The sequence below is a fragment of the Caballeronia ptereochthonis genome (genome assembly GCF_001545075.1).
Taxonomy (GTDB): Bacteria; Pseudomonadota; Gammaproteobacteria; order Burkholderiales; family Burkholderiaceae; genus Caballeronia; species Caballeronia ptereochthonis.
On record NZ_FCOB02000002.1, the window covers coordinates 63890 to 81521 of the forward strand.

The 17632-nt window shown below is 63.6% G+C and carries 17 protein-coding genes; 11 read left to right on the plus strand and 6 right to left on the minus strand.

All coding sequences use genetic code 11. The annotated features are described in order from the left end of the window. Positions 1-5 precede the first annotated feature (5 nt). The gene (locus tag AWB83_RS02265) at positions 6-296 is read right to left on the minus strand and encodes a hypothetical protein (protein ID WP_087042631.1); all 291 of its coding nucleotides are present in this window, start codon (positions 294-296) and stop codon (positions 6-8) included. Between the two features lie 101 nt (positions 297-397). Here AWB83_RS02265 and AWB83_RS02270 point away from each other — a divergent pair, with 101 nt between their 5' ends. Then, positions 398-1786 (plus strand): FAD-binding oxidoreductase, encoded by a 1389-nt coding sequence (locus AWB83_RS02270; protein ID WP_087042632.1) that lies wholly within the window; start codon positions 398-400, stop codon positions 1784-1786. Here AWB83_RS02270 and AWB83_RS02275 read toward each other — a convergent pair. Further along, a complete protein-coding gene (locus AWB83_RS02275; protein ID WP_087042633.1) occupies positions 1783-2859 on the minus strand; it encodes a DMT family transporter in 1077 nt (358 codons plus the stop codon). The two genes, AWB83_RS02270 and AWB83_RS02275, sit on opposite strands and share 4 nt — an antisense overlap. Before the next feature lie 157 nt (positions 2860-3016). Here AWB83_RS02275 and AWB83_RS02280 point away from each other — a divergent pair, with 157 nt between their 5' ends. Beyond that, positions 3017-3307 (plus strand): hypothetical protein, encoded by a 291-nt coding sequence (locus tag AWB83_RS02280; protein ID WP_087042634.1) that lies wholly within the window; start codon positions 3017-3019, stop codon positions 3305-3307. A gap of 145 nt (positions 3308-3452) precedes the next feature. After that, positions 3453-3791 (plus strand): cupin domain-containing protein, encoded by a 339-nt coding sequence (locus AWB83_RS02285; protein WP_087042635.1) that lies wholly within the window; start codon positions 3453-3455, stop codon positions 3789-3791. Here the strand turns inward: AWB83_RS02285 and AWB83_RS02290 are convergent. Beyond that, the gene (locus tag AWB83_RS02290) at positions 3788-4690 is read right to left on the minus strand and encodes a LysR family transcriptional regulator (protein WP_087042636.1); all 903 of its coding nucleotides are present in this window, start codon (positions 4688-4690) and stop codon (positions 3788-3790) included. The two genes, AWB83_RS02285 and AWB83_RS02290, sit on opposite strands and share 4 nt — an antisense overlap. A gap of 124 nt (positions 4691-4814) precedes the next feature. Here AWB83_RS02290 and AWB83_RS02295 point away from each other — a divergent pair, with 124 nt between their 5' ends. From AWB83_RS02295 to AWB83_RS02315, 5 genes are all read left to right on the plus strand, one after another. After that, positions 4815-5756 (plus strand): hydroxymethylglutaryl-CoA lyase, encoded by a 942-nt coding sequence (locus AWB83_RS02295; protein WP_087042637.1) that lies wholly within the window; start codon positions 4815-4817, stop codon positions 5754-5756. A 7-nt stretch (positions 5757-5763) separates the two neighbouring features. Beyond that, positions 5764-6912: a CaiB/BaiF CoA transferase family protein gene (locus AWB83_RS02300; RefSeq protein WP_087042638.1), complete on the plus strand. Its 1149-nt coding sequence runs from the start codon at positions 5764-5766 to the stop codon at positions 6910-6912. Positions 6913-6989: 77 nt separating this feature from the next. Continuing rightward, positions 6990-8429 (plus strand): MFS transporter, encoded by a 1440-nt coding sequence (locus AWB83_RS02305; RefSeq protein WP_087042639.1) that lies wholly within the window; start codon positions 6990-6992, stop codon positions 8427-8429. Between the two features lie 474 nt (positions 8430-8903). Continuing rightward, complete coding sequence (locus AWB83_RS02310; RefSeq protein WP_244197538.1) at positions 8904-9209, plus strand: hypothetical protein; 306 nt, start codon at positions 8904-8906, stop codon at positions 9207-9209. Between the two features lie 151 nt (positions 9210-9360). Further along, on the plus strand, positions 9361-9621 hold the full coding sequence (locus AWB83_RS02315; RefSeq protein WP_087042844.1) for a hypothetical protein: 261 nt from the start codon (positions 9361-9363) through the stop codon (positions 9619-9621). Positions 9622-9682: 61 nt separating this feature from the next. On the opposite strand, the gene AWB83_RS02320 is transcribed toward AWB83_RS02315, so the two are convergent. Further along, on the minus strand, positions 9683-10003 hold the full coding sequence (locus AWB83_RS02320; RefSeq protein ID WP_087042640.1) for a hypothetical protein: 321 nt from the start codon (positions 10001-10003) through the stop codon (positions 9683-9685). An 895-nt stretch (positions 10004-10898) separates the two neighbouring features. Here AWB83_RS02320 and AWB83_RS02325 point away from each other — a divergent pair. Both AWB83_RS02325 and AWB83_RS02330 read left to right on the plus strand, forming a co-directional pair. After that, positions 10899-12053 (plus strand): porin, encoded by a 1155-nt coding sequence (locus tag AWB83_RS02325; protein WP_087042641.1) that lies wholly within the window; start codon positions 10899-10901, stop codon positions 12051-12053. 208 nt (positions 12054-12261) lie between these two features. Continuing rightward, the gene (locus tag AWB83_RS02330) at positions 12262-14028 is read left to right on the plus strand and encodes a ShlB/FhaC/HecB family hemolysin secretion/activation protein (protein ID WP_087042642.1); all 1767 of its coding nucleotides are present in this window, start codon (positions 12262-12264) and stop codon (positions 14026-14028) included. Positions 14029-14179: 151 nt separating this feature from the next. Here AWB83_RS02330 and AWB83_RS02335 read toward each other — a convergent pair whose 3' ends face one another. Continuing rightward, complete coding sequence (locus AWB83_RS02335) at positions 14180-14617, minus strand: hypothetical protein (protein ID WP_374729043.1); 438 nt, start codon at positions 14615-14617, stop codon at positions 14180-14182. An 83-nt stretch (positions 14618-14700) separates the two neighbouring features. Beyond that, the gene (locus AWB83_RS02340) at positions 14701-15846 is read right to left on the minus strand and encodes a porin (protein ID WP_087042643.1); all 1146 of its coding nucleotides are present in this window, start codon (positions 15844-15846) and stop codon (positions 14701-14703) included. A gap of 281 nt (positions 15847-16127) precedes the next feature. Between AWB83_RS02340 and aldA the strand changes: the two genes are divergently transcribed. Further along, positions 16128-17552 (plus strand): aldehyde dehydrogenase, encoded by a 1425-nt coding sequence (aldA, locus tag AWB83_RS02345; protein WP_087042644.1) that lies wholly within the window; start codon positions 16128-16130, stop codon positions 17550-17552. The last annotated feature ends 80 nt before the right edge of the window (positions 17553-17632 follow it).

Here is a 17632-nt window from a genome sequence, read left to right on the forward strand (position 1 = left end):
GCCGCTCACGGCGACGCCTCGTCGTGCACCAACCCTCGCGCCTGTTCGAGCAGCGCGGCGGCGGCGAGAAACTCCTTGCGGCCTGCCATCGTGAGCGCGGCGATCGCCGTGTCCTCGAAGAGTTCGTCGTTGGAGATGACCGGCACGCCCGATTCGCCGATGCGTCCTCGCAGCAGTCGAAAGAACGCCAACATCTCGAAGGCCTGCGCGCGCTGCTCCTGCGTCACGCCGGAGGCGACCAGCTCGGCCGCACCGGTCAACTGGGCAATCGCCTGCTCATAGTCTGATCGTTCCATCGCCGTCCCCGAATGCGTCGTAAACCAGATCGATAATTCTCGCGCGTTTTGGTTCAAACTATCGCATCTCAACTCGACTCGAAAGACAACGGAGACGACGCATGGCGGCAAGCGAAGCGGTAATGGCATTGCGTGAAGCGCTCGGCGCGCAGGTCGTGGCCCTGCCGGACGAATTCGGCGACAGGCGCGTCGCGGACTGGAGCGGCGTGCCCGGCGCGACGCCGCTCGCGATCATCCGTCCGCGCACGACGGAGGAAGTCGCGGAGGCGCTCGCGATCTGCTCGAAGCATAAACAGCCGGTCGTCACCCAGGGCGGTCTTACGGGGCTCGTCGGCGGCGCGAATCTGCTCGGCGGCGAAGTGGCGCTGAGTCTCGAGCGGATGAACCGCATCGTCGAAATCGACGAAGTCTCCGCGACCATGACCGTCGAAGCCGGCACGCCGCTGCAGGTCGTTCAGGAAGCGGCGAGCGAGGCGGGCTTCTACTTTCCGCTCGATCTCGGCGCGCGCGGCAGTTGCTCCATCGGCGGCAATCTCGCGACCAACGCGGGCGGCAATCGCGTCATCAAGTACGGGATGATGCGCGATCAGGTGCTCGGCGTCGAAGCGGTCCTGGCGAGCGGCGAGGTCGTCGGCGGCCTGAGCAAGATGATCAAGAACAACAGCGGCTATGACTTGCGGCACCTGCTGATCGGGAGCGAAGGCACGCTCGCGGTCATCACGCGCGTCGTGCTGCGGCTGCGCCCGAAGCCCACGGCAACCGCTACCGCATGGTGCGGCCTGCCGGATTTCGCCGCCGTCACCACGCTGCTCACGCGCGCGCAGGCGAGTCTCGCGCCGGGCGTGTCGGCGTTCGAGGTGATGTGGGCGGGCTATCACGATACCGTCATCGCCAATCTGAAGAACCTGCGGGCGCCGCTCGCCGAACCGCATCCGTTCTACGTGCTGCTGGAGAGCGTCGGCACCGATCCCGCGCGGCACGGCGAAGCGTTCGAGGAATTTCTCGGCGGCATGCTCGAAGCGGGCATCGTGAGCGATGCGGCGATCGCGTCCTCGGAAGCGCACGCACGCGATTTCTGGGCGATCCGCGACGCGCCCGGCGAATACGAGCGCTTCATCCCGAACTACGCGGCGTACGACGTGAGCTTTTCCATCGCGCAGGTCGGCGACGCGGCGGCGCAATGCGAGGCGCGTCTGCGCGCGCGCTGGCCCGAGGCGATCGTGATGACCTACGGGCATCTCGGCGACGGCAACATTCACATCGTCGTGGACATACCCGGCCGGGGCAAGCAGGATCACGACGACGTCGACCGCGTCGTCTATGACGTCACGCGCGAGTTCGAAGGATCGATTTCGGCGGAGCACGGCATCGGCGTGAAGAAGCGCGACTATCTCCATCTCGCGCGGCGCGAGGCCGATATCGCATCGATGCGCGCGATCAAGGCGGCGCTCGATCCGAACGGCCTGCTCAATCCGGGCAAGGTGTTCTAGCCGGGCTTGTGCGGGTGCCGGTGATGAATGTCGGGAAAGTGCGCGTGCGAATGCGTGATCGGAAGATGCACGTGCGGATGCGTATGCGGCTCGTCGCCGGAATACGGGAAGGCATGCTCGTGTCGATGATGTTCGTCGTGCGTATGCCGATGCGTATGTTCCAGCCGCTCGTGCGTGTGCTCATGCTCGTGCCGCTCGCGCACGTGCAGCCAGACGCCCAGCGCCATGAGCCCGGCGGCGATCCAGAACGCGGCGCCCGGCGCGCGCGGCCACATCGCGAGCGATAGCGCCACGCCGAACACCGGCGCGACGGAGAAGTACGCCCCCGTGCGTGCCGTTCCCAGATGACGCAGCGCGATCACGAAGAGCACGAGGCTCACGCCGTAGCCGCCGAAGCCGGTCGTCATCGCGGCGATGATGTCTTGCGGCGCCGGCAGATGCGCGCCCATCGCGAGCGCGATGCCGAGGTTCGTCGCGCCCGCGGCGAGACCTTTCGCGCAGGCGATCACGGTCGCGTCGGCGGTCGAGATCCTGCGCGTCAGATTGTTGTCGATGGCCCAGCAGGCGCACGCGAGGACGATCAGAAGCGCGCCGCCCGACACGCCGCTTCCGGCGGTCGAATCCGTTGGCCATGAAAGCACCACGCCGCCCGCGACGATCGCCGCCATGCCGAGCAACACCTGCCGGTCGACGTTCTCGCGGAACACGATCCACGCAATGGCGGCGGTCAGCACGCCTTCGAGGTTGAGCAGCAGCGAACTCGTCGCGGCGGGCGTGCTCGCCAGTCCGAGCATCAGCAATGCCGGCCCCGCCACGCCGCCCGCCACGATGGCGCCCGCGAGCCAGGGAAGCTCGGGCATGCGCAGCCCGCTGCCGTCGGCCGCGCTTGCGGCGCGCGCGAGCCTGCGGCACACGATGACCGCGCCCAATCCGATGCCGCTGCCGAGATAGAACAGACCCGCCACCATGAACGGCGGCATGGCGCCGAGCAGGGCTTTCGCGATCGGCGTCGTCGCGCCGAACAGGGCGGCGGCGGACAGGGCGATGAGGATCGCGGTGAGTCGGCTGTGCATGGAGAGTTCGTCGAATGCGTGTCGACGTCACAGTTTACGCGACGAATCGGATCGCCTTCATCTCCTGACGGTTTCGGACCCGACGCACGCTCATTCTTCGCTCATTCTCGCATCGCAGAATGCCTCCATCGACAAACCTGCAAGAGGAGACGGAAAAATGAAAGCAATCAGACATATTGTGCTGGCCGCCAAATTGAGCCTCGGCCTGGTGACGGCCGCTCAGGCGCACCCGTTCATCGGCGTGGGCATTCTCGGCGGTCCCGTGTTTCCGGTCGCATCCAGCGCGCAGAGCGCGCCGCCGCTGCCGGTCTATGCGCGCGCGACGGATTCCGGCCCAGCGCCGCTGCCGCCCGAAGCGCCGCCGGTGGCGTACGCGCAGCCCGCCATCGGCAATATCGCGGCGATCATGGGGCGGGCGAATGCGGCGAGTATCCGGAGCGGCGTGTGATGGTCAACCGTGCGCTTCTCCGTCGGGGCATGGTCGCCGCGCATCGTTAGGCAATCGCATTCACATGCAGGTTAGAAATGTTCGTTTGTCCGACATCGCGCGGCGCGCTAGGCTGAATGGCTCGAAGTCAAAAAACCGCAATCAAATGACTGAAACCATCGACTACGCAGCCATTGCCGATGCAGCGCGCGACGGCTACATGAACCGCGTCATCTCGAGCGTGAACGACCACGTTGTCCACATCAGCGTGATGGACGCGCCTTACCGATGGCACTTTCATCCGGACTCCGACGAGACGTTCGTGGCTGTCGAAGGCACGCTCGTCATCGAATTCGCGGATGGCGCCGTCGAATTGCGCGCCGGCCAACTGCTGACCGTCCCCGCGGGCAAGCCGCATTGCACGCGGCCGGGCGGCGCGCGATCGGTCAATCTGACCGTCGAGAAGAAGGACGCGGCAACGGTGTTCTGCGACGCACCGCATTAATGCGCGGCACGCGCTTCCAGATGTTCGACCAAGCGGCGGGCCGCCGGCTGCAACCCGGCGAAATCCCTGAAACAGATGACGAAGCGTCGTTCCGCAAACGGGTCCGAGAGCGGTATCGCCTCGATGCCGAGCGCCTGCCGATACGTTCCCGCCACTTCCAGCGGCACGACGCTGATCCCCAGGCCCGCCGCGACGACGCGAAACGCGGCGTCGAAGCTCGATACGATCACGCGATACGACATCGTCTTGCCGGCCTGCGCCGCTGCGCGCTGCAACATCGTATGAACCGCCGTGGCGGGCGGCAAGCCGACGTGCTCGAAGTCGAGCGTCTCTTCGAAGCTCACCGAGCGCCGCCGCGCGAACGGATGATCGGCGGGCACGGCGAGCGCGAGCCGGTCGCGCCGGTAAGCGCGGTGCTGCAAGCCGCGCAGATCGACGCTGTCCCAGCACACGCCGACAGACGCCGCGCCGTCGCGCAGTTGACGCACGAGGTCGTGCGATAGCCGCTCTTCCACATCGACCCTGATGTTCTTGTTGGCGGGTTCGCGCATGAACGACGCGATATCGTCGAGCAGCGCTTCCGCAATCGCCGATGCCGACGCGCATATGCTGACGCGTCCCATCAGGCCACCGCCGAATGCCACGACATCGTGCGCGATGCGCTCCATCGTGAAGAGCACGCTGCGCGCATGTTCGAGCAGCGCCACGCCCGCGGCCGTCGGCTCCACGCCGCGCCGCGAGCGCGACAGCAGCGGCACGCCGAGCGACGTCTCCAGCTGCGCGATGCGTTTGCTGATCGCCGAAGGCTCGATGTGCGACTCCTGCGCCGCGCGCGCGATGTTCTGGTGCTCGCAGACCGTCACGAAGAGACGCAAGGTTTTCAGGTCGATATCGCGCATGGTGGTTCGTGATTCATCTGACATTCCAAACGGGAAGCACTGGGGTGCCAAAATACCGCTTTCAGGGCGTTTGCGGAATCTCTAAAGTCGAGACCATACACAGAAAAGACACGGAGACAAAGCCATGCCCGCGTTCCCCCAGAAGGCCGTGATCCGCGAGGTCGGCCTGCGCGACGGCTTGCAGAGCATCCGCAGCATCGTGCCGACCGAGCGCAAGATCGAATGGATCAGCGGTGCCTACGCCGCGGGACAACGCGAAATCGAGGTCGGCTCGTTCGTGCCCGCGCGCCTGTTGCCGCAACTCGCCGATACGGCCGAACTCGTCGCGCATGCGAGGACGCTGCCCGGCCTTTTCGTGTCCGCGCTCGTGCCGAATCTCAAAGGCGCGGAACGGGCCATCGAGACGCGCGCCGACCTGATGCTCGTGCCGCTTTCCGCGAGCCGCGCCCACAGCCTGGCGAATCTGCGCAAGACGCCGGAAGAAGTCGTGGCGGACGTGGCACGCATGCGCGCCGCGCGCGATGCGGCGGGCGCAACGACGCTGATCGAAGGCGGCATCGGCACGGCGTTCGGCTGCACGATTCAGGGCCGCGTCGCTCAGGCCGATGTGCTGCGCTACATGCAGGCGCTGCTCGATGCGGGCGCGGACCGCGTGAGCATCGCCGATACGGTTGGGTATGCCGGTCCCGCCGCCGTGCGCGATCTCTTCGAGAAAGCGCGCCACATCGCGGGCGAGCGCTTCTGGTGCGGCCACTTTCACGATACGCGCGGCCTCGCGCTCGCCAACGTCTACGCCGCGCTCGAGACCGGCGTGGCGCGCTTCGATGCGACGCTCGCGGGCATCGGCGGCTGTCCGCATGCGCCGGGTGCGAGCGGCAATGCATCGAGCGAGGATCTGGCTTTCATGCTCGCCGGCATGGGCGTCGAAACGGGCATCGACGTGCGCGCGCTCCTGACGCTGCGCGCGAAGCTCGCGCACTGGCTCGACGGTGAGACGCTGCACGGCGCACTCGCGCTCGCGGGCTTGCCCGTCACATACGAAAACGATGCTGCAATTGAAGCCTGAGGACGACATGAATCATTCAACCCTGCCGCTGGAAGGCGTTCGCGTGATCGAGTTCACGCACATGGTGATGGGCCCGACCTGCGGCATGATCCTCGCGGATCTCGGCGCGGAGGTCATCAAGATCGAACCGCCCGGCGGCGACAAGACGCGCAACCTGCCGGGGCTCGGCATCGGATTCTTTCGCTCGTTCAATCGCAACAAGAAGAGCGTCGTGCTGGACATCAATACGGAGGAGGGCCGCGAAGCCGCGCTCGAGCTGATCGGCGAGTGCGACGTGCTGCTCGAAAACTTCCGTCCCGGCTTGATGACGAAGCTCGGCCTCGGCTACGAGACGCTGTCGAAGACGCATCCGCGGCTCATCTATGTCTCGCACAAGGGCTTCCTGCCGGGGCCGTACGAGAAGCGTCTCGCACTCGACGAAGTCGTGCAGATGATGGGCGGCCTCGCCTACATGACCGGTCCGGCGGGCAGGCCGCTGCGCGCGGGGACGTCGGTGAACGACATCATGGGCGGCATGTTCGGGGCCATCGGCGTGCTCGCCGCGTTGCGCGAGCGCGATCTCACCGGACGCGGCCAGGAAGTGCAGAGCGCGCTCTTCGAGAACTGCGTGTTCCTTTCCGCACAGCACATGCAGCAATACGCAATGACGCGCGAAGCGCCGCCGCCGATGCCTTCGCGCGTGTCGGCGTGGAGCGTGTACGACGTGTTCACGCTGGCCGAAGGCGAGCAGTTGTTCATCGGCGCGGTGAGCGACAAACAGTTCGTCACGCTGTGCGATGTGCTCGGGCGTCCTGATCTTGCGCGCGAACCGGAGCTCGCGACCAATGCGATGCGCGTCGCCGTGCGGCCGCATCTGCTGCAACGGCTCGGCGAGATTCTTGCGCATCATCGCGCGGACGAGCTTGCGCCAAAACTCGAAGCGGCGGGCATTCCATACGCGCCGATCGTGCGCCCCGAGCAGCTGCTCGACGATCCGCATCTGAAAGCGAGTGGCGGCCTCGTGCCGATGCAGACGGACGACGGCGGCACCACGGACGTCGTGCTGCTTCCGCTCACGATGGGCGGGCGGCGTCCCGGCGTGCGGCAGCCGCTCGCGCGCGTGGGCGAGCATACGGACGAAGTGCTGGGACGCCTGAAAAGGAACATCGCCGCATAGCGTGCGAATAAAAGCCGCGACAGGCATATCCATGACAAAAGTGCCGTCGCACGAGTCGCATCACAGGAGACAAAGCAATGCAGCCAACCTTTGGCGCGGTCGCACAGCCGCTCGCTTCACCGGACATGCACGTCGATACGACACCCGGCGCGCAGATATCCGCGCGCATGGATCGACTGCCGGTCACACGGCATCTGTGGATGCTCGTGTTTCTCATCTCGCTCGGCGGCTTCTTCGAAATCTACGATCTGATCTTCACCGGCTACATCGCGCCGGGCATGGCGAAGAGCGGCCTCTTGCAGACGACCACGCATGCGTTCTTCGGCTTCACGGGCATCGCGGGGTTCATCGCGGCGACGTTCGCGGGGCTCTTCATCGGCACGTTCTTTTTCGGCTGGCTGCCGGATCGCTACGGACGCCGCAGCGTGTTTACGTTCTCGCTGCTGTGGTACTCGATCGGCTCGGCGATCATGGCGTTCCAGACCACGCCGGAAGGCGTGATCTTCTGGCGCTTCATGACGGGCATCGGCGTGGGCGTGGAGATCATCACCATCGACAGCTACGTGACCGAGCTCGTGCCGCAACATATGCGCGGCCGCGCAATGGCGTTCAATCAGATGGTGATGTTCGCCGCCGCGCCGGTTGCAGCGATTCTCTCGTACTGGCTCGTGCCGGAAACCGTGTTCGGTCTCGATGGATGGCGTGTCGTCGTGCTCGCGGGATCGGCGGGCGCGGTGATCGTGTGGTTCATCCGGCGCGCGGTGCCGGAGAGTCCGCGCTGGCTCGCGATGCACAGGAAGGTCGAGGAAGGCGAACGCGTCGTGAGCGGCATCGAGCGCGTGGTCGAGCGCGAATCGGGCGCCGCGCTGCCGCCACCCGCGTCCGTCGTCGAACAGCCGGCCCATCGGCGCGCGTCGCTGGGCGAATTGTTCAACGCGCCTTATCGCTCGCGTCTCCTCATGCTGATCGCCTTCAACTTCTGTCAGGCGATCGGCTATTACGGCTTCGCCAACTGGGTGCCGACGCTGCTCATCGGTCAAGGCATCACCGTGACGAAGAGCCTGCTCTATTCGTTGATCATCGCGTTCGCGCTGCCCATCGGTCCGCTGCTCGCCATGCTTTATGCCGACCGAATCCAGCGCAAATGGCTGATCGTCGGTGGGGCGCTCGTCGTGATCGCGAGCGGCCTCGCATTCGGTCAGATGAAGTCGCCCGCGGCGCTCATCGCACTCGGCGTGCTGATCTCGCTCGCGGGTCAAACCATTTCGGTGTGCTATCACGCCTACCAGTGCGAGCTCTTTCCGACGTCGGTGCGCTGCCGTGCAAGTGGCATCGTGTATTCCGCGAGCCGCGCGGGCGCGATGATGTCGGGCTTCATCATCGCATCGCTCCTGAAGGACTTCGGCGTGCCGGGCGTGTTCGCCGGCATCACGGTATGCATGTTGATGGTCGCGCTCGCGATCGGCGTGTTCGGACCGAAGACCAACGGGCTGCGTCTCGAAGAACTGAATCACTGAGTGCACGTCTTCAAAGCCGAGATGCTTCGGCATTGATGCAAATGCTGCGAGGCGCATATAGGCGCGCGACTTTACTGATCGGCCGCGGAGCAAGTGGGGTCGGTACCTGAACCCAGGCGTCATCGCAGCGTCAAAAATAGCGCCACCGTCACGAAACTTTCTTTATTCCGTGCGCGGACTTTCGTTCGAATGCGATGCTTTTCGTGCGATGGTCCACGCATGCGGCCGCATGCGTTAGCGGGAACAACTCCTGCATATGCTGTTCTAAGCGAGCGACGAGGGCGAAACCTGGCTCGCGCTTTGCAATCCTTTTTCGCTTCCACGATAACGCTCGCTCCATCGCACAGGCCGTCGCTTGGGCGCTGTGCGGAGCGCGTAGGCTTGAGCACGATGAATACCCAACTCAGTGAACAATGTAAGTCTCGCCTGTACCGAATGAAGTTCGAGACGCCTGTCGAAGGCGTCGCTTTCGTTATGGCGGACAATCGCGAAGCTGCCTGGCGCATCGGCAAGACGGTGATGGCGGTGCTGCACGGCGTCGGCATTCAGAACGTGTCCGTGCACGACATCCGTTCGTTCAGGGAACTCGTTCGCATGGGTGTAAGCGACGATGAAGATCTGCGTATCTTCGAGCTCGCGGTCGCGGACGGACAGGTCGAGCAATGGACGCACACACCATACTTCTTCACCGATGACGCCTCGTTGCTCGGAAAATGGGCCGAGCTGTGCGCCGATCTCGCCGCGAATGTCGTGCGCATGGCGATTCGCCGCGCGAAATAGCGCGCGCATCCAGCGCCGGGCGACGGGTACGCCCTATGCTATTGCACGGTCAGCCGCCGTGCACCAACATGCCGCGTGCCTTCGAACGCACGCCCGCCGCATGGTCACGGCGCGTCCTTTTGCGTCGTCCGGGTATGGCGGGGGTGCTGCGATGATACGGTCATACAACCATAAGGGCTTCGTGCTCGAAGTCGCGATCGCAACGAGCTATCAGCTCGTGCCTCAGCCTGCATCCATTCGCTATCTGGCGGTGGTCACGATCAGTCGGTCGGGGAGGCCGGTCGCCGCATTCTCTCCGCTCAGTATCGGCAATGCACGCTATTCGAACTTCGCTTCCGCCGAGGACGCGCTGATGAGCGCGCACACGGCCGCGCGCGCAATAGTCGACGAGTGGCTCGAAAAGCCTGCGTGATTTTTCGTGATGCGGGACGACGGCGAGATTCCTCGCCTTCGTCGCGAAATTGAGGTCCGGGCTAAGCGGCGGCGCGCCGGCTTTGCTGTCCTTCCTGAACGTCTGCGGCCGACGAGGCGGAGTCCAGCGCGGAATCGAGTGATGCCAGTTTGCGTTGAAGCGAGGCGACACGCTGACTTTGCGACGGCACGAGATCGTATTCGGCATCGAGTTGAGCGATGCGCATATCCCAATACTTGGCGGGAAGTCGTTCGGAGGCGGTATTGCGTTCGGCGAAGTTCGCCAGAATCATTTCCAGATGTTGAAGCTCGCGCTCGGCGAGTTGTGCGGGCCGTCGCTGTCGAAAGACAGGGACGGTGGTCGCGTCGATGCCAGTTTTCATGTCGATATTCCAGCTGGTATTCAGAGGCTACAACTACAGCAAAGGATGTACCTCTTTGGCGTTAGAACTTGCTTCAAGTTGTTTCAAAATGAAAACGCGCATCTTCGATTCGGCTGCAAGCCGCCGGCGCAAACGTTTGCGGAGCAGTTACATTTTTTTCGTAAGAAGTACGCGAAATAACGCGATCCCTGCACCTGGATATGGAGTGGCCAGCGATGCGAGCGCATTCGATGCGCAAACTTTTCAAGCATCTTGGTAATGCTTCGAACGACTCATCGTTCAGCACGCACTCAACTAAATGCGAGTCGTTTCGACGAGAAAGCAGATCGCAAGGACGACGTTATGAAGGCGCAAAAAGGAGTCGGCCGGGCGACCCATTTTGCGAATGTGCTTGCTAAATGAATAAGAGGAGAATGCAGAAAAGGCACGCGCTTTATTCGGGCGTGCTTCGACATCGGACTCAAAGGAATTCGAAGTCCGATATTAATGACGGATTAAAACGGAGCGGCCTCCTCTCGCGAAACCGCCCCGTGCCTTCAGAAAAGCTGCTCGGAGATCTGTAGACTTGAAAAAGCTTAGCAACGTTGGCTGCTGCTATAAACGGCGCCCGGCGCAATGGACTTCTCCGGAATGCGCAGTAATAACGTCGCCCATGCGCAACAGCTTTCGCTTCGTTATCGACAGGCGAAATGCGCTAAGCGTCTGAGCTTAAAAGAATATGAAGGGTCTTGCGTGCCGGTTGGCAGAATCAGCAAAAGATTATTGCGCGTGGTACGCGGACACATTCAAGTGACCGTCGCATAAAGTGTGTCCCAGTTTCTTAAGGGCGAGCAGCCGGCAATACGGACTGTCGAGCCCGGGAAGCTTTCGCATTGAACACGACTCTCAGAGAATCATGAAAAAAACTCTCCTCATCGCGGGTATTCTCGGCACGTTCGCGGCGTCGGCTCAGGCACAAAGCAGCGTCACGTTGTATGGCACTCTGGATGCAGGCCTCGTCTACACGAACAATTCCGCCGGACACAGCAACTGGCTGCAAGGCAGCGGCTCGGTTTCCGACACGTATTTCGGCCTGAAAGGCAGTGAAGATCTCGGCGGCGGGTTGCACGCGCTCTTCAAGTTGGAGAGCGGCTTCAACCTCAATAATGGCCGCTTCAATGAAAGCAACACGATGTTCAATCGCCAGGCTTATGTCGGCTTGCAACACGATCAATTCGGCACGGTGACGCTCGGCCGCCAATATGATTCGATGGTCGATTATCTGTCGCCGTTTTCGGAAGCCGGCGCGGGTTTTGGCAATAACCTGAGCGCGCATCCGTTCGACAACGACAATCTCGATCATTCGTTCTCGATCAAGAACTCCGTCAAGTATCAGAGCGTGAATTACGCGGGCTTCAAGTTCGGTGGCCTATATGGCTTCTCGAACGACGCCGGCGAGTTCTCGAACAATCGCGCGTGGAGCGCGGGTGCGTCGTACGGCAACGGCCCGCTGAACTTCGCGGCGGCCTATATGCAGTTGAACAACTCGCGTAATCTGAACGCGAACGGCGCGGTTTCGGCGGGCCAGAGCAACAACGCCAATCTGACGGCCGAACTGCAGCGCACCTTCGGCGCGGGCGTGAACTACACCTACGGCCCCGCGACGGTCGGCTTCGTGTGGACGAACACGCACTACGACAACCTCATCGCCGCATCGCAAGGCGGCACGTCGTTCGCGCTGCCGGGCAACACGAACCTGCATCTGAACAACTTCGAACTGAACGGCCGCTATGCGCTGACGCCGGCGCTCAGCCTCGACGCCGCGTACACGTACACGGACGGCAAGGTGACGGGCGCGAACGGCTCGGGTGATCCGAAGTGGCATACGGTTTCGCTGCAGGCCGATTACTCGCTGTCGAAGCGCACCGACGTGTACGTCGAAGGCGTGTATCAGCACGCATCGGGTGATCTCGGCAATGCGGGCGCCAATGTGGCGATGATCAACACGCTGTCTCCGTCGACGACGCAGAATCAGGTCGCGGCGACGGTGGGTCTGCGTCACCGCTTCTGAGCATCGCGCTTGGAGAGCGAAACGGCCGCGATCGAAAGATCGCGGCCGTTTTTGCATGTGGCCGCCCTGGGGCCGCGGGGAAGCGCGCCGGCTTCATCGTTCGATCGCGCACACGCGTGGCACGCGGACCACTGATACCATGCGAGGCCGACCAATCAAGAAACGCCGGAGGAGACATGTTTCATGATCACCGTGCGCGCTTGAGTGATTGACACGCGCACGCATCGTCACAACACTCATATCGGCTGCGATCGTCATCGTCGTTGATGCGCGCGATGCAGCTGCGCAATCGTACCGGGACGTCGCTCCGGTCGCGCCGCCTGCCGCCGAACGGCCACGCGCCTTGCCGCAGCCGCCCGAACCCGCCGATACCTCGCAGGACGTCGCGATTCGAGATCTGCGCGGCATCGCGTTCGCGCGTGCGGATGCAACCGGGCCGTCATCGGCTCCGACGCACTCCGCCGCCGGCGGCGCGATCACGTCGACCGATACCCCGTTGCTCACGCCCGAGTTTCTCGACGGTTTCGCCGCCGATCTTCACAAGCCGCTCACCTTCGCGCGCCTCGCCGAAATTCGCCGTGCGGTCGTTCAACGGTATCGCGGCGCGGGCCAGCCGCTCGTCGATGTGTACGTGCCCGAGCAGGACGTGAGTAGCGGCATCGTTAAGTTCGCCATCGCCGAGTATCGCGCGGGTCGCGTGGTGCCGAAGGGCAATCGATACTTCTCCGATGCGCTGCTCGAGCGCGAGATGCCGCTCGCGAGCGGCGAGCCGATCCGCGAGTCCGATGTCGCGTCCGGTCTCGCCTTGCTCAACGCGAATCCGTATCGCCGCGTGGACGTGATCTATGCGCCGGGCACCGCGCTCAACACGACCGATGTCGTGCTGCAAACCGAAGATCGCTTTCCGTTCCGCGTCTACGGCGGCTACAACAACGACGGCGTGCGCGACCTGGGTCGCGATCGCATTCTCGCGGGCTTCGACTACGGCAATCTGTTCGGCATCGATGCGCGCATCGGCTATCAGATGACCGCGAGTAACGACCTCCTGAGCGGCAATCCCGATATCGAAGGCCGGCCCGATCGTCCGCGCTTCATCGCGCATGCGTTCAATCTCGTCGCGCCGCTGCCGTGGCTCGATCGCATCGAATTGTTCGGCGTGTTCGCCGAGAGCACGCCGCGTCTGCCGGAAAGTTACGGACAGACCGGCCTGAGCTCGCAGGTCAGCTTCCGCTATGACTGGCGCCTGCCGCCTCTCGACCACGCGGGCGCGTGGCAACAGCAGATGCAGTTGGGCTACGACTTCAAGCGCTCCAACAACGACCTCGAATTCGGCGGCTTTCAGGTTTTCAATGCGAACACGCATATCCATCAGTTCGTCATCGCCTACGATCTCGCGAAGAGCGATGGATCCGGCGATACGCATCTGAACGCGGCGCTCTACGCGAGCCCCGGCTACTTCGACAGCAGCAGCAACGACGAAGCCTACGATGCGGCGCGTCTGGGCGCGAAGCCGCGCTACCAGTACGCGCAGTTGTCGGCCGCTCGCGACATGCCGCTCGGCAAGTCAGGATTCTCCGTATCGGCGCGCGGGCTTTTCCAGTGGACCGGCAACACCCTCTTGCCGAGCGAGGAGCTGGGCCTTGGCGGCGACGCGACCGTGCGCGGCTACGAGCCCTATGCGGCGCAAGGCGATCGCGGCTGGAACCTGCAGACGGAATTGCGCACGCCGGCCATCAAGGCCGGCATCGCGGCGATGCAGCCGTTCGTGTTCTTCGACGCGGGACACGTGTGGAATCGCATCCCCGAGGCGGGCGAAGTCAACGACGCGTCGCTTGCGAGTGTCGGAGCGGGAGTGCGCGTTCAGGTCGGACGCTTCGTCAGTTTTCGCGGGACGTATGGGTTCCCGCTGAAGGCGGTGGTGCCGAACGGGTCGAAGGCGCCGGTCGGGGAGATTTTCCTGGTGATCGGAAGCTAGCGGCCAGGTCGATCCAGCGCGCCGGTGTGTTGGCAATGCGCCCTGTGCGCCAGACGTGTGTTTCCTCACATTCGTCCGAGACGCGGCATGAAAATTGAGCGCCGCACGGCGCGGAAGCGGCGAAAAGCGGCGAAGGAAAAATGAAAGCCGGTCAGCGCGCGGGCTTGCGCCTGTTGGTCAGCTCGGCCCAGCACTCGTGATAGATGCGCTGAACCAGCGCGCTTTCGTAATCGAGGTCCTCGTCTTCGAGAATGCGCTCGATGTCGCTGCGGGTGGAATCGCTCTCGAGCAGGGTGGAGAAGCGCGCGGCGAGCGCCTGCGCCGCCACCGAAAGACGCGCGGTCTCGATCCAGTCGGCGGTGCGATGATGCCTGTCGAGCCAGCGATGCGCCGCGCGCACCTGAAACGACGTATCCGGCCAGTCGCCGTCGAGATAGTACGCGCCGAGGAAACCGCAGGTGAGCCAGCACAGCAGATGCACCCGGTCGTCGGGTCCGAGAGGATAGCGGACTTGACTCATGATGGCGGCGAGCGGCAAGCGATTCACGACGTAATGACGATAGCACGCCGCACGCCGATGAGAACTCATCGGGAGGAAGCGGCTTGGCGCAGAGATCCCTGGTCTTCGGCGTAGCCCGGTTCGGCCGGACCCTCTTCAATCGTCCGGACGATTCAAAACGCGTGCCTCAGCGCCACCCGCGCGACGAACTGCTCCGAATTCGACGACAGCCCCTGCGTGCCCGGCACAAAAGCCTGGTCCATCACCGAGCCGGTCGGCTTGCCCGCGATCTTCTGATACGCCCCCTGCACATAAACGTCGGTGCGCTTCGACAGGAAGTAATCCGCCATCAGCCCGGCCGAGTGAATGCGCGGCTTCACGGTGCCGGCTGTCGCGTCGTAGGTTTCGATCGAGTACACGTATTGCGCGCCGATGAAGAACGCGGGCGTGAACTGATATTTCCCGTTCACTTCGAAGTTCTGGTACTTCAGGTTCTTGAGCGCATTCCCGTCCGACGCGAGCGGCACGCCGATATACCCGTTTGTGACCGGATCGCGATAGCTCGAATTCGTGTACGCAAACCCCGCAGTCGCCCGGCCGAACGTGTAATTCACGCCCGCGCCGAAAATCTGCATGCGTGACGCGATGAAGCTCGCGTCGTTCGTCGCGACCGCGCCATTCGCGTTGAGGCCTGTGCCATCCGCGCGAAGATAGGCCGCTCCCACCAGCAACCCGCCATTCGCATACGACGCTCCGACGCTGTACTGCCGGTTATTCGCGAAGCTCGCGTCATTGCTGAAGCTGTACGCGCCGCCGAACCGGAACCCGCCGAGCAAAGGGCTCGCGTACTTCACGGTGTTGTTCACGCGGAACGAGTTGTCCGTGTTGTCGTTGTCGAACGGATGCGCGAAGAGATAGCCCGCCCAGTTGCCATTGGCCGTCGTCGGCGCGAGATAGTCGACCACCGAATCGTACTGACGACCGAGCGTGACCGAACCCAGACGGTCATGGCTCACGCCGACATAGGCCTGCCGCCCGAACATGCGCCCGCCTTGTCCTGCCGCGCCGTTGCTGAGGTTCACGCCGCTTTCCAGCTGGAACACGGCATTGGTTCCGCCGCCCAGATCCTCGACGCCGCGCATGCCCCAGTGGCTGCCCGCGGCATATCCGCTCGTGAGCTCATACACGCGGTTCGATCCGACATTGCTCGTGAAATCGAACCCTTCGTCGAGGATGCCGTACAGCGTGACGCTGCTTTGCGCATGAGCGGAACTAGCGATCCACGCGAGCGCGGCCAGCGAAATTGCTTTGATTCTCATGAAAGTCTCAAGTCTTTTTGCTTTTCTTAAACAAGCCCCAGGCGTCGAGCGCGGCGGGACCGGGAGCGACGGATTGTGCTGCATGTACGTGGCACTGCAAAAGGATTTAGTCGAAGACCAATCGTGAGTTTTTCGAATGTTCGCCCCGAAAATTCTTCGCTTGTCGTTGCAGCGCGACGCACGGAAGAATGAGCCGCAAATGCGCTGCAATGTCGCAGCGGCTGGCCGCGGAACGGACGGTCGTGCGGCGCGGCGCACAGCGATCAAGGACACAGCCAGAAATGAAGCCAGAACGGAATTTCGTGAACGGGCGTTTCATCGAGCCCGCCGGCGATGGGGTCACCGCCATCCTGAATCCCGCGACCGAGGAGGTGGCGGGCCACGTTCACCACGCGTCGCGCGAGCAGGCGCTTCTCGCCGTCGAACAGGCCGCCGCCGCGCAACGCCGGTGGCGCCTGATGCCCGCCGTCGAGCGCGGCGCGCACATGCAGCGGCTCGCCGACGCCATCGTCGAAGCCTCCGCCGACATCGGCGCCGCGCTCGCGATGGAGTCCGGCAAGAGTCTCCTCGACGCGACCAACGAGGCCGTCTACGCAGCGCAGATCACGCGCTATCACGCGGAATGGGCGCGCCGCATCGAAGGAGAAGTCATTCCGAGCGATACGCCGGACGAAAACCTGGTGCTGCATCGCGAGCCGATCGGCGTCGTCGCGTGCCTGATCCCGTTCAACTTCCCGATCTACACGCTCATGCGCAAGATCGCGCCCGCGCTGATCGCGGGCAATGCGGTCGTCGTGCGCCCGAGCAACAACACGCCGCTCTCGGCCTTCGAACTGGCGCGCGCCGTCGAGCGCGCGGCGCTGCCGGCGGGCGTCATCAACATTCTCGCGATGGATCACGCCACGGCCGAAGCGGTCTGCACGCATCCGCTGGTCGGCATGATCACGCTGACAGGCAGCGTCAACGCGGGCCGCAAGGTGCTGGAGTACTGCAAGGCGAACATCGCGAAACCGTCGCTCGAACTCGGTGGCAAGACGCCCGCGATCGTCGAGCCGGACGCCGACCTGCAAAAGGCCGCGCGCGAACTCGTCGCATCGAAGCTCACGCACAGCGGGCAGCTTTGCACGGCGATCGAGCGCGTCTATGTACAGGAGAGCGTTCACGACGAATTCGTCGGCATGCTCCGCGCGCAGATGAAGGCGAAGCAGGCCGGCGATCGTCACGAGGACCCGAGCCATATGGGCCCGCTCGTGAACAAGGCGTCGCGCGACGGCATTCACGCAATGGTCCGCCGCGCGATCGAGGCGGGCGCGAAGCTCGAGACCGGCGGCGAAGTGCCGGAACGCAAGGGCTTTTTCTATCCGCCGACGCTGCTCTCGAACTGCCGTCAGGAGATGGAGATCGTCCAGGAGGAGACCTTCGGGCCGGTGCTCGCAGTGCTCAAGTACGGCACGATCGACGAGGCGCTCGCAATGGCGAACGATCACCAGTTCGGGCTTTCGTCGGTGCTCTATACCGAGAACTATCGGACGGCGATGAAGGTCGCCAATTCGATCGAAGCCGGCGAGCTCTATATCAATCGCACGCCCGCCGATCCGTATCAGGGTTTCCACGCCGGCTGGAAGCGCTCAGGCATCGGCGGCGACGACGGCAAGCACGGCATGCTCGAGTTCACGCAGACGCGTCTCGTCGTCATGAAGTACTGATTCGCCGGCCGTTTCGCAACTCACGCGTTTCGCAGTTTCGACCAACCACCAAAAAAACATGTTGAAGGTCCAGCCGCGCG

Bases quoted from the DNA above. Each gene is read 5' to 3' on its own strand.
- AWB83_RS02295 (WP_087042637.1), top strand. From the start codon at position 4,815: ATGCCCGCGTTCCCCCAGAAGGCCGTGATCCGCGAGGTCGGCCTGCGC.
- aldA (WP_087042644.1), top strand. From the start codon at position 16,128: ATGAAGCCAGAACGGAATTTCGTGAACGGGCGTTTCATCGAGCCCGCC.
- AWB83_RS02315 (WP_087042844.1), top strand. From the start codon at position 9,361: ATGATACGGTCATACAACCATAAGGGCTTCGTGCTCGAAGTCGCGATC.
- AWB83_RS02340 (WP_087042643.1), bottom strand. From the start codon at position 15,846: ATGAGAATCAAAGCAATTTCGCTGGCCGCGCTCGCGTGGATCGCTAGT.
- AWB83_RS02310 (WP_244197538.1), top strand. From the start codon at position 8,904: ATGGCGGACAATCGCGAAGCTGCCTGGCGCATCGGCAAGACGGTGATG.
- AWB83_RS02280 (WP_087042634.1), top strand. From the start codon at position 3,017: ATGAAAGCAATCAGACATATTGTGCTGGCCGCCAAATTGAGCCTCGGC.
- AWB83_RS02325 (WP_087042641.1), top strand. From the start codon at position 10,899: ATGAAAAAAACTCTCCTCATCGCGGGTATTCTCGGCACGTTCGCGGCG.
- AWB83_RS02320 (WP_087042640.1), bottom strand. From the start codon at position 10,003: ATGAAAACTGGCATCGACGCGACCACCGTCCCTGTCTTTCGACAGCGA.
- AWB83_RS02265 (WP_087042631.1), bottom strand. From the start codon at position 296: ATGGAACGATCAGACTATGAGCAGGCGATTGCCCAGTTGACCGGTGCG.
- AWB83_RS02290 (WP_087042636.1), bottom strand. From the start codon at position 4,690: ATGCGCGATATCGACCTGAAAACCTTGCGTCTCTTCGTGACGGTCTGC.
- AWB83_RS02305 (WP_087042639.1), top strand. From the start codon at position 6,990: ATGCAGCCAACCTTTGGCGCGGTCGCACAGCCGCTCGCTTCACCGGAC.
- AWB83_RS02300 (WP_087042638.1), top strand. From the start codon at position 5,764: ATGAATCATTCAACCCTGCCGCTGGAAGGCGTTCGCGTGATCGAGTTC.
- AWB83_RS02285 (WP_087042635.1), top strand. From the start codon at position 3,453: ATGACTGAAACCATCGACTACGCAGCCATTGCCGATGCAGCGCGCGAC.
- AWB83_RS02335 (WP_374729043.1), bottom strand. From the start codon at position 14,617: ATGAGTTCTCATCGGCGTGCGGCGTGCTATCGTCATTACGTCGTGAAT.
- AWB83_RS02275 (WP_087042633.1), bottom strand. From the start codon at position 2,859: ATGCACAGCCGACTCACCGCGATCCTCATCGCCCTGTCCGCCGCCGCC.
- AWB83_RS02270 (WP_087042632.1), top strand. From the start codon at position 398: ATGGCGGCAAGCGAAGCGGTAATGGCATTGCGTGAAGCGCTCGGCGCG.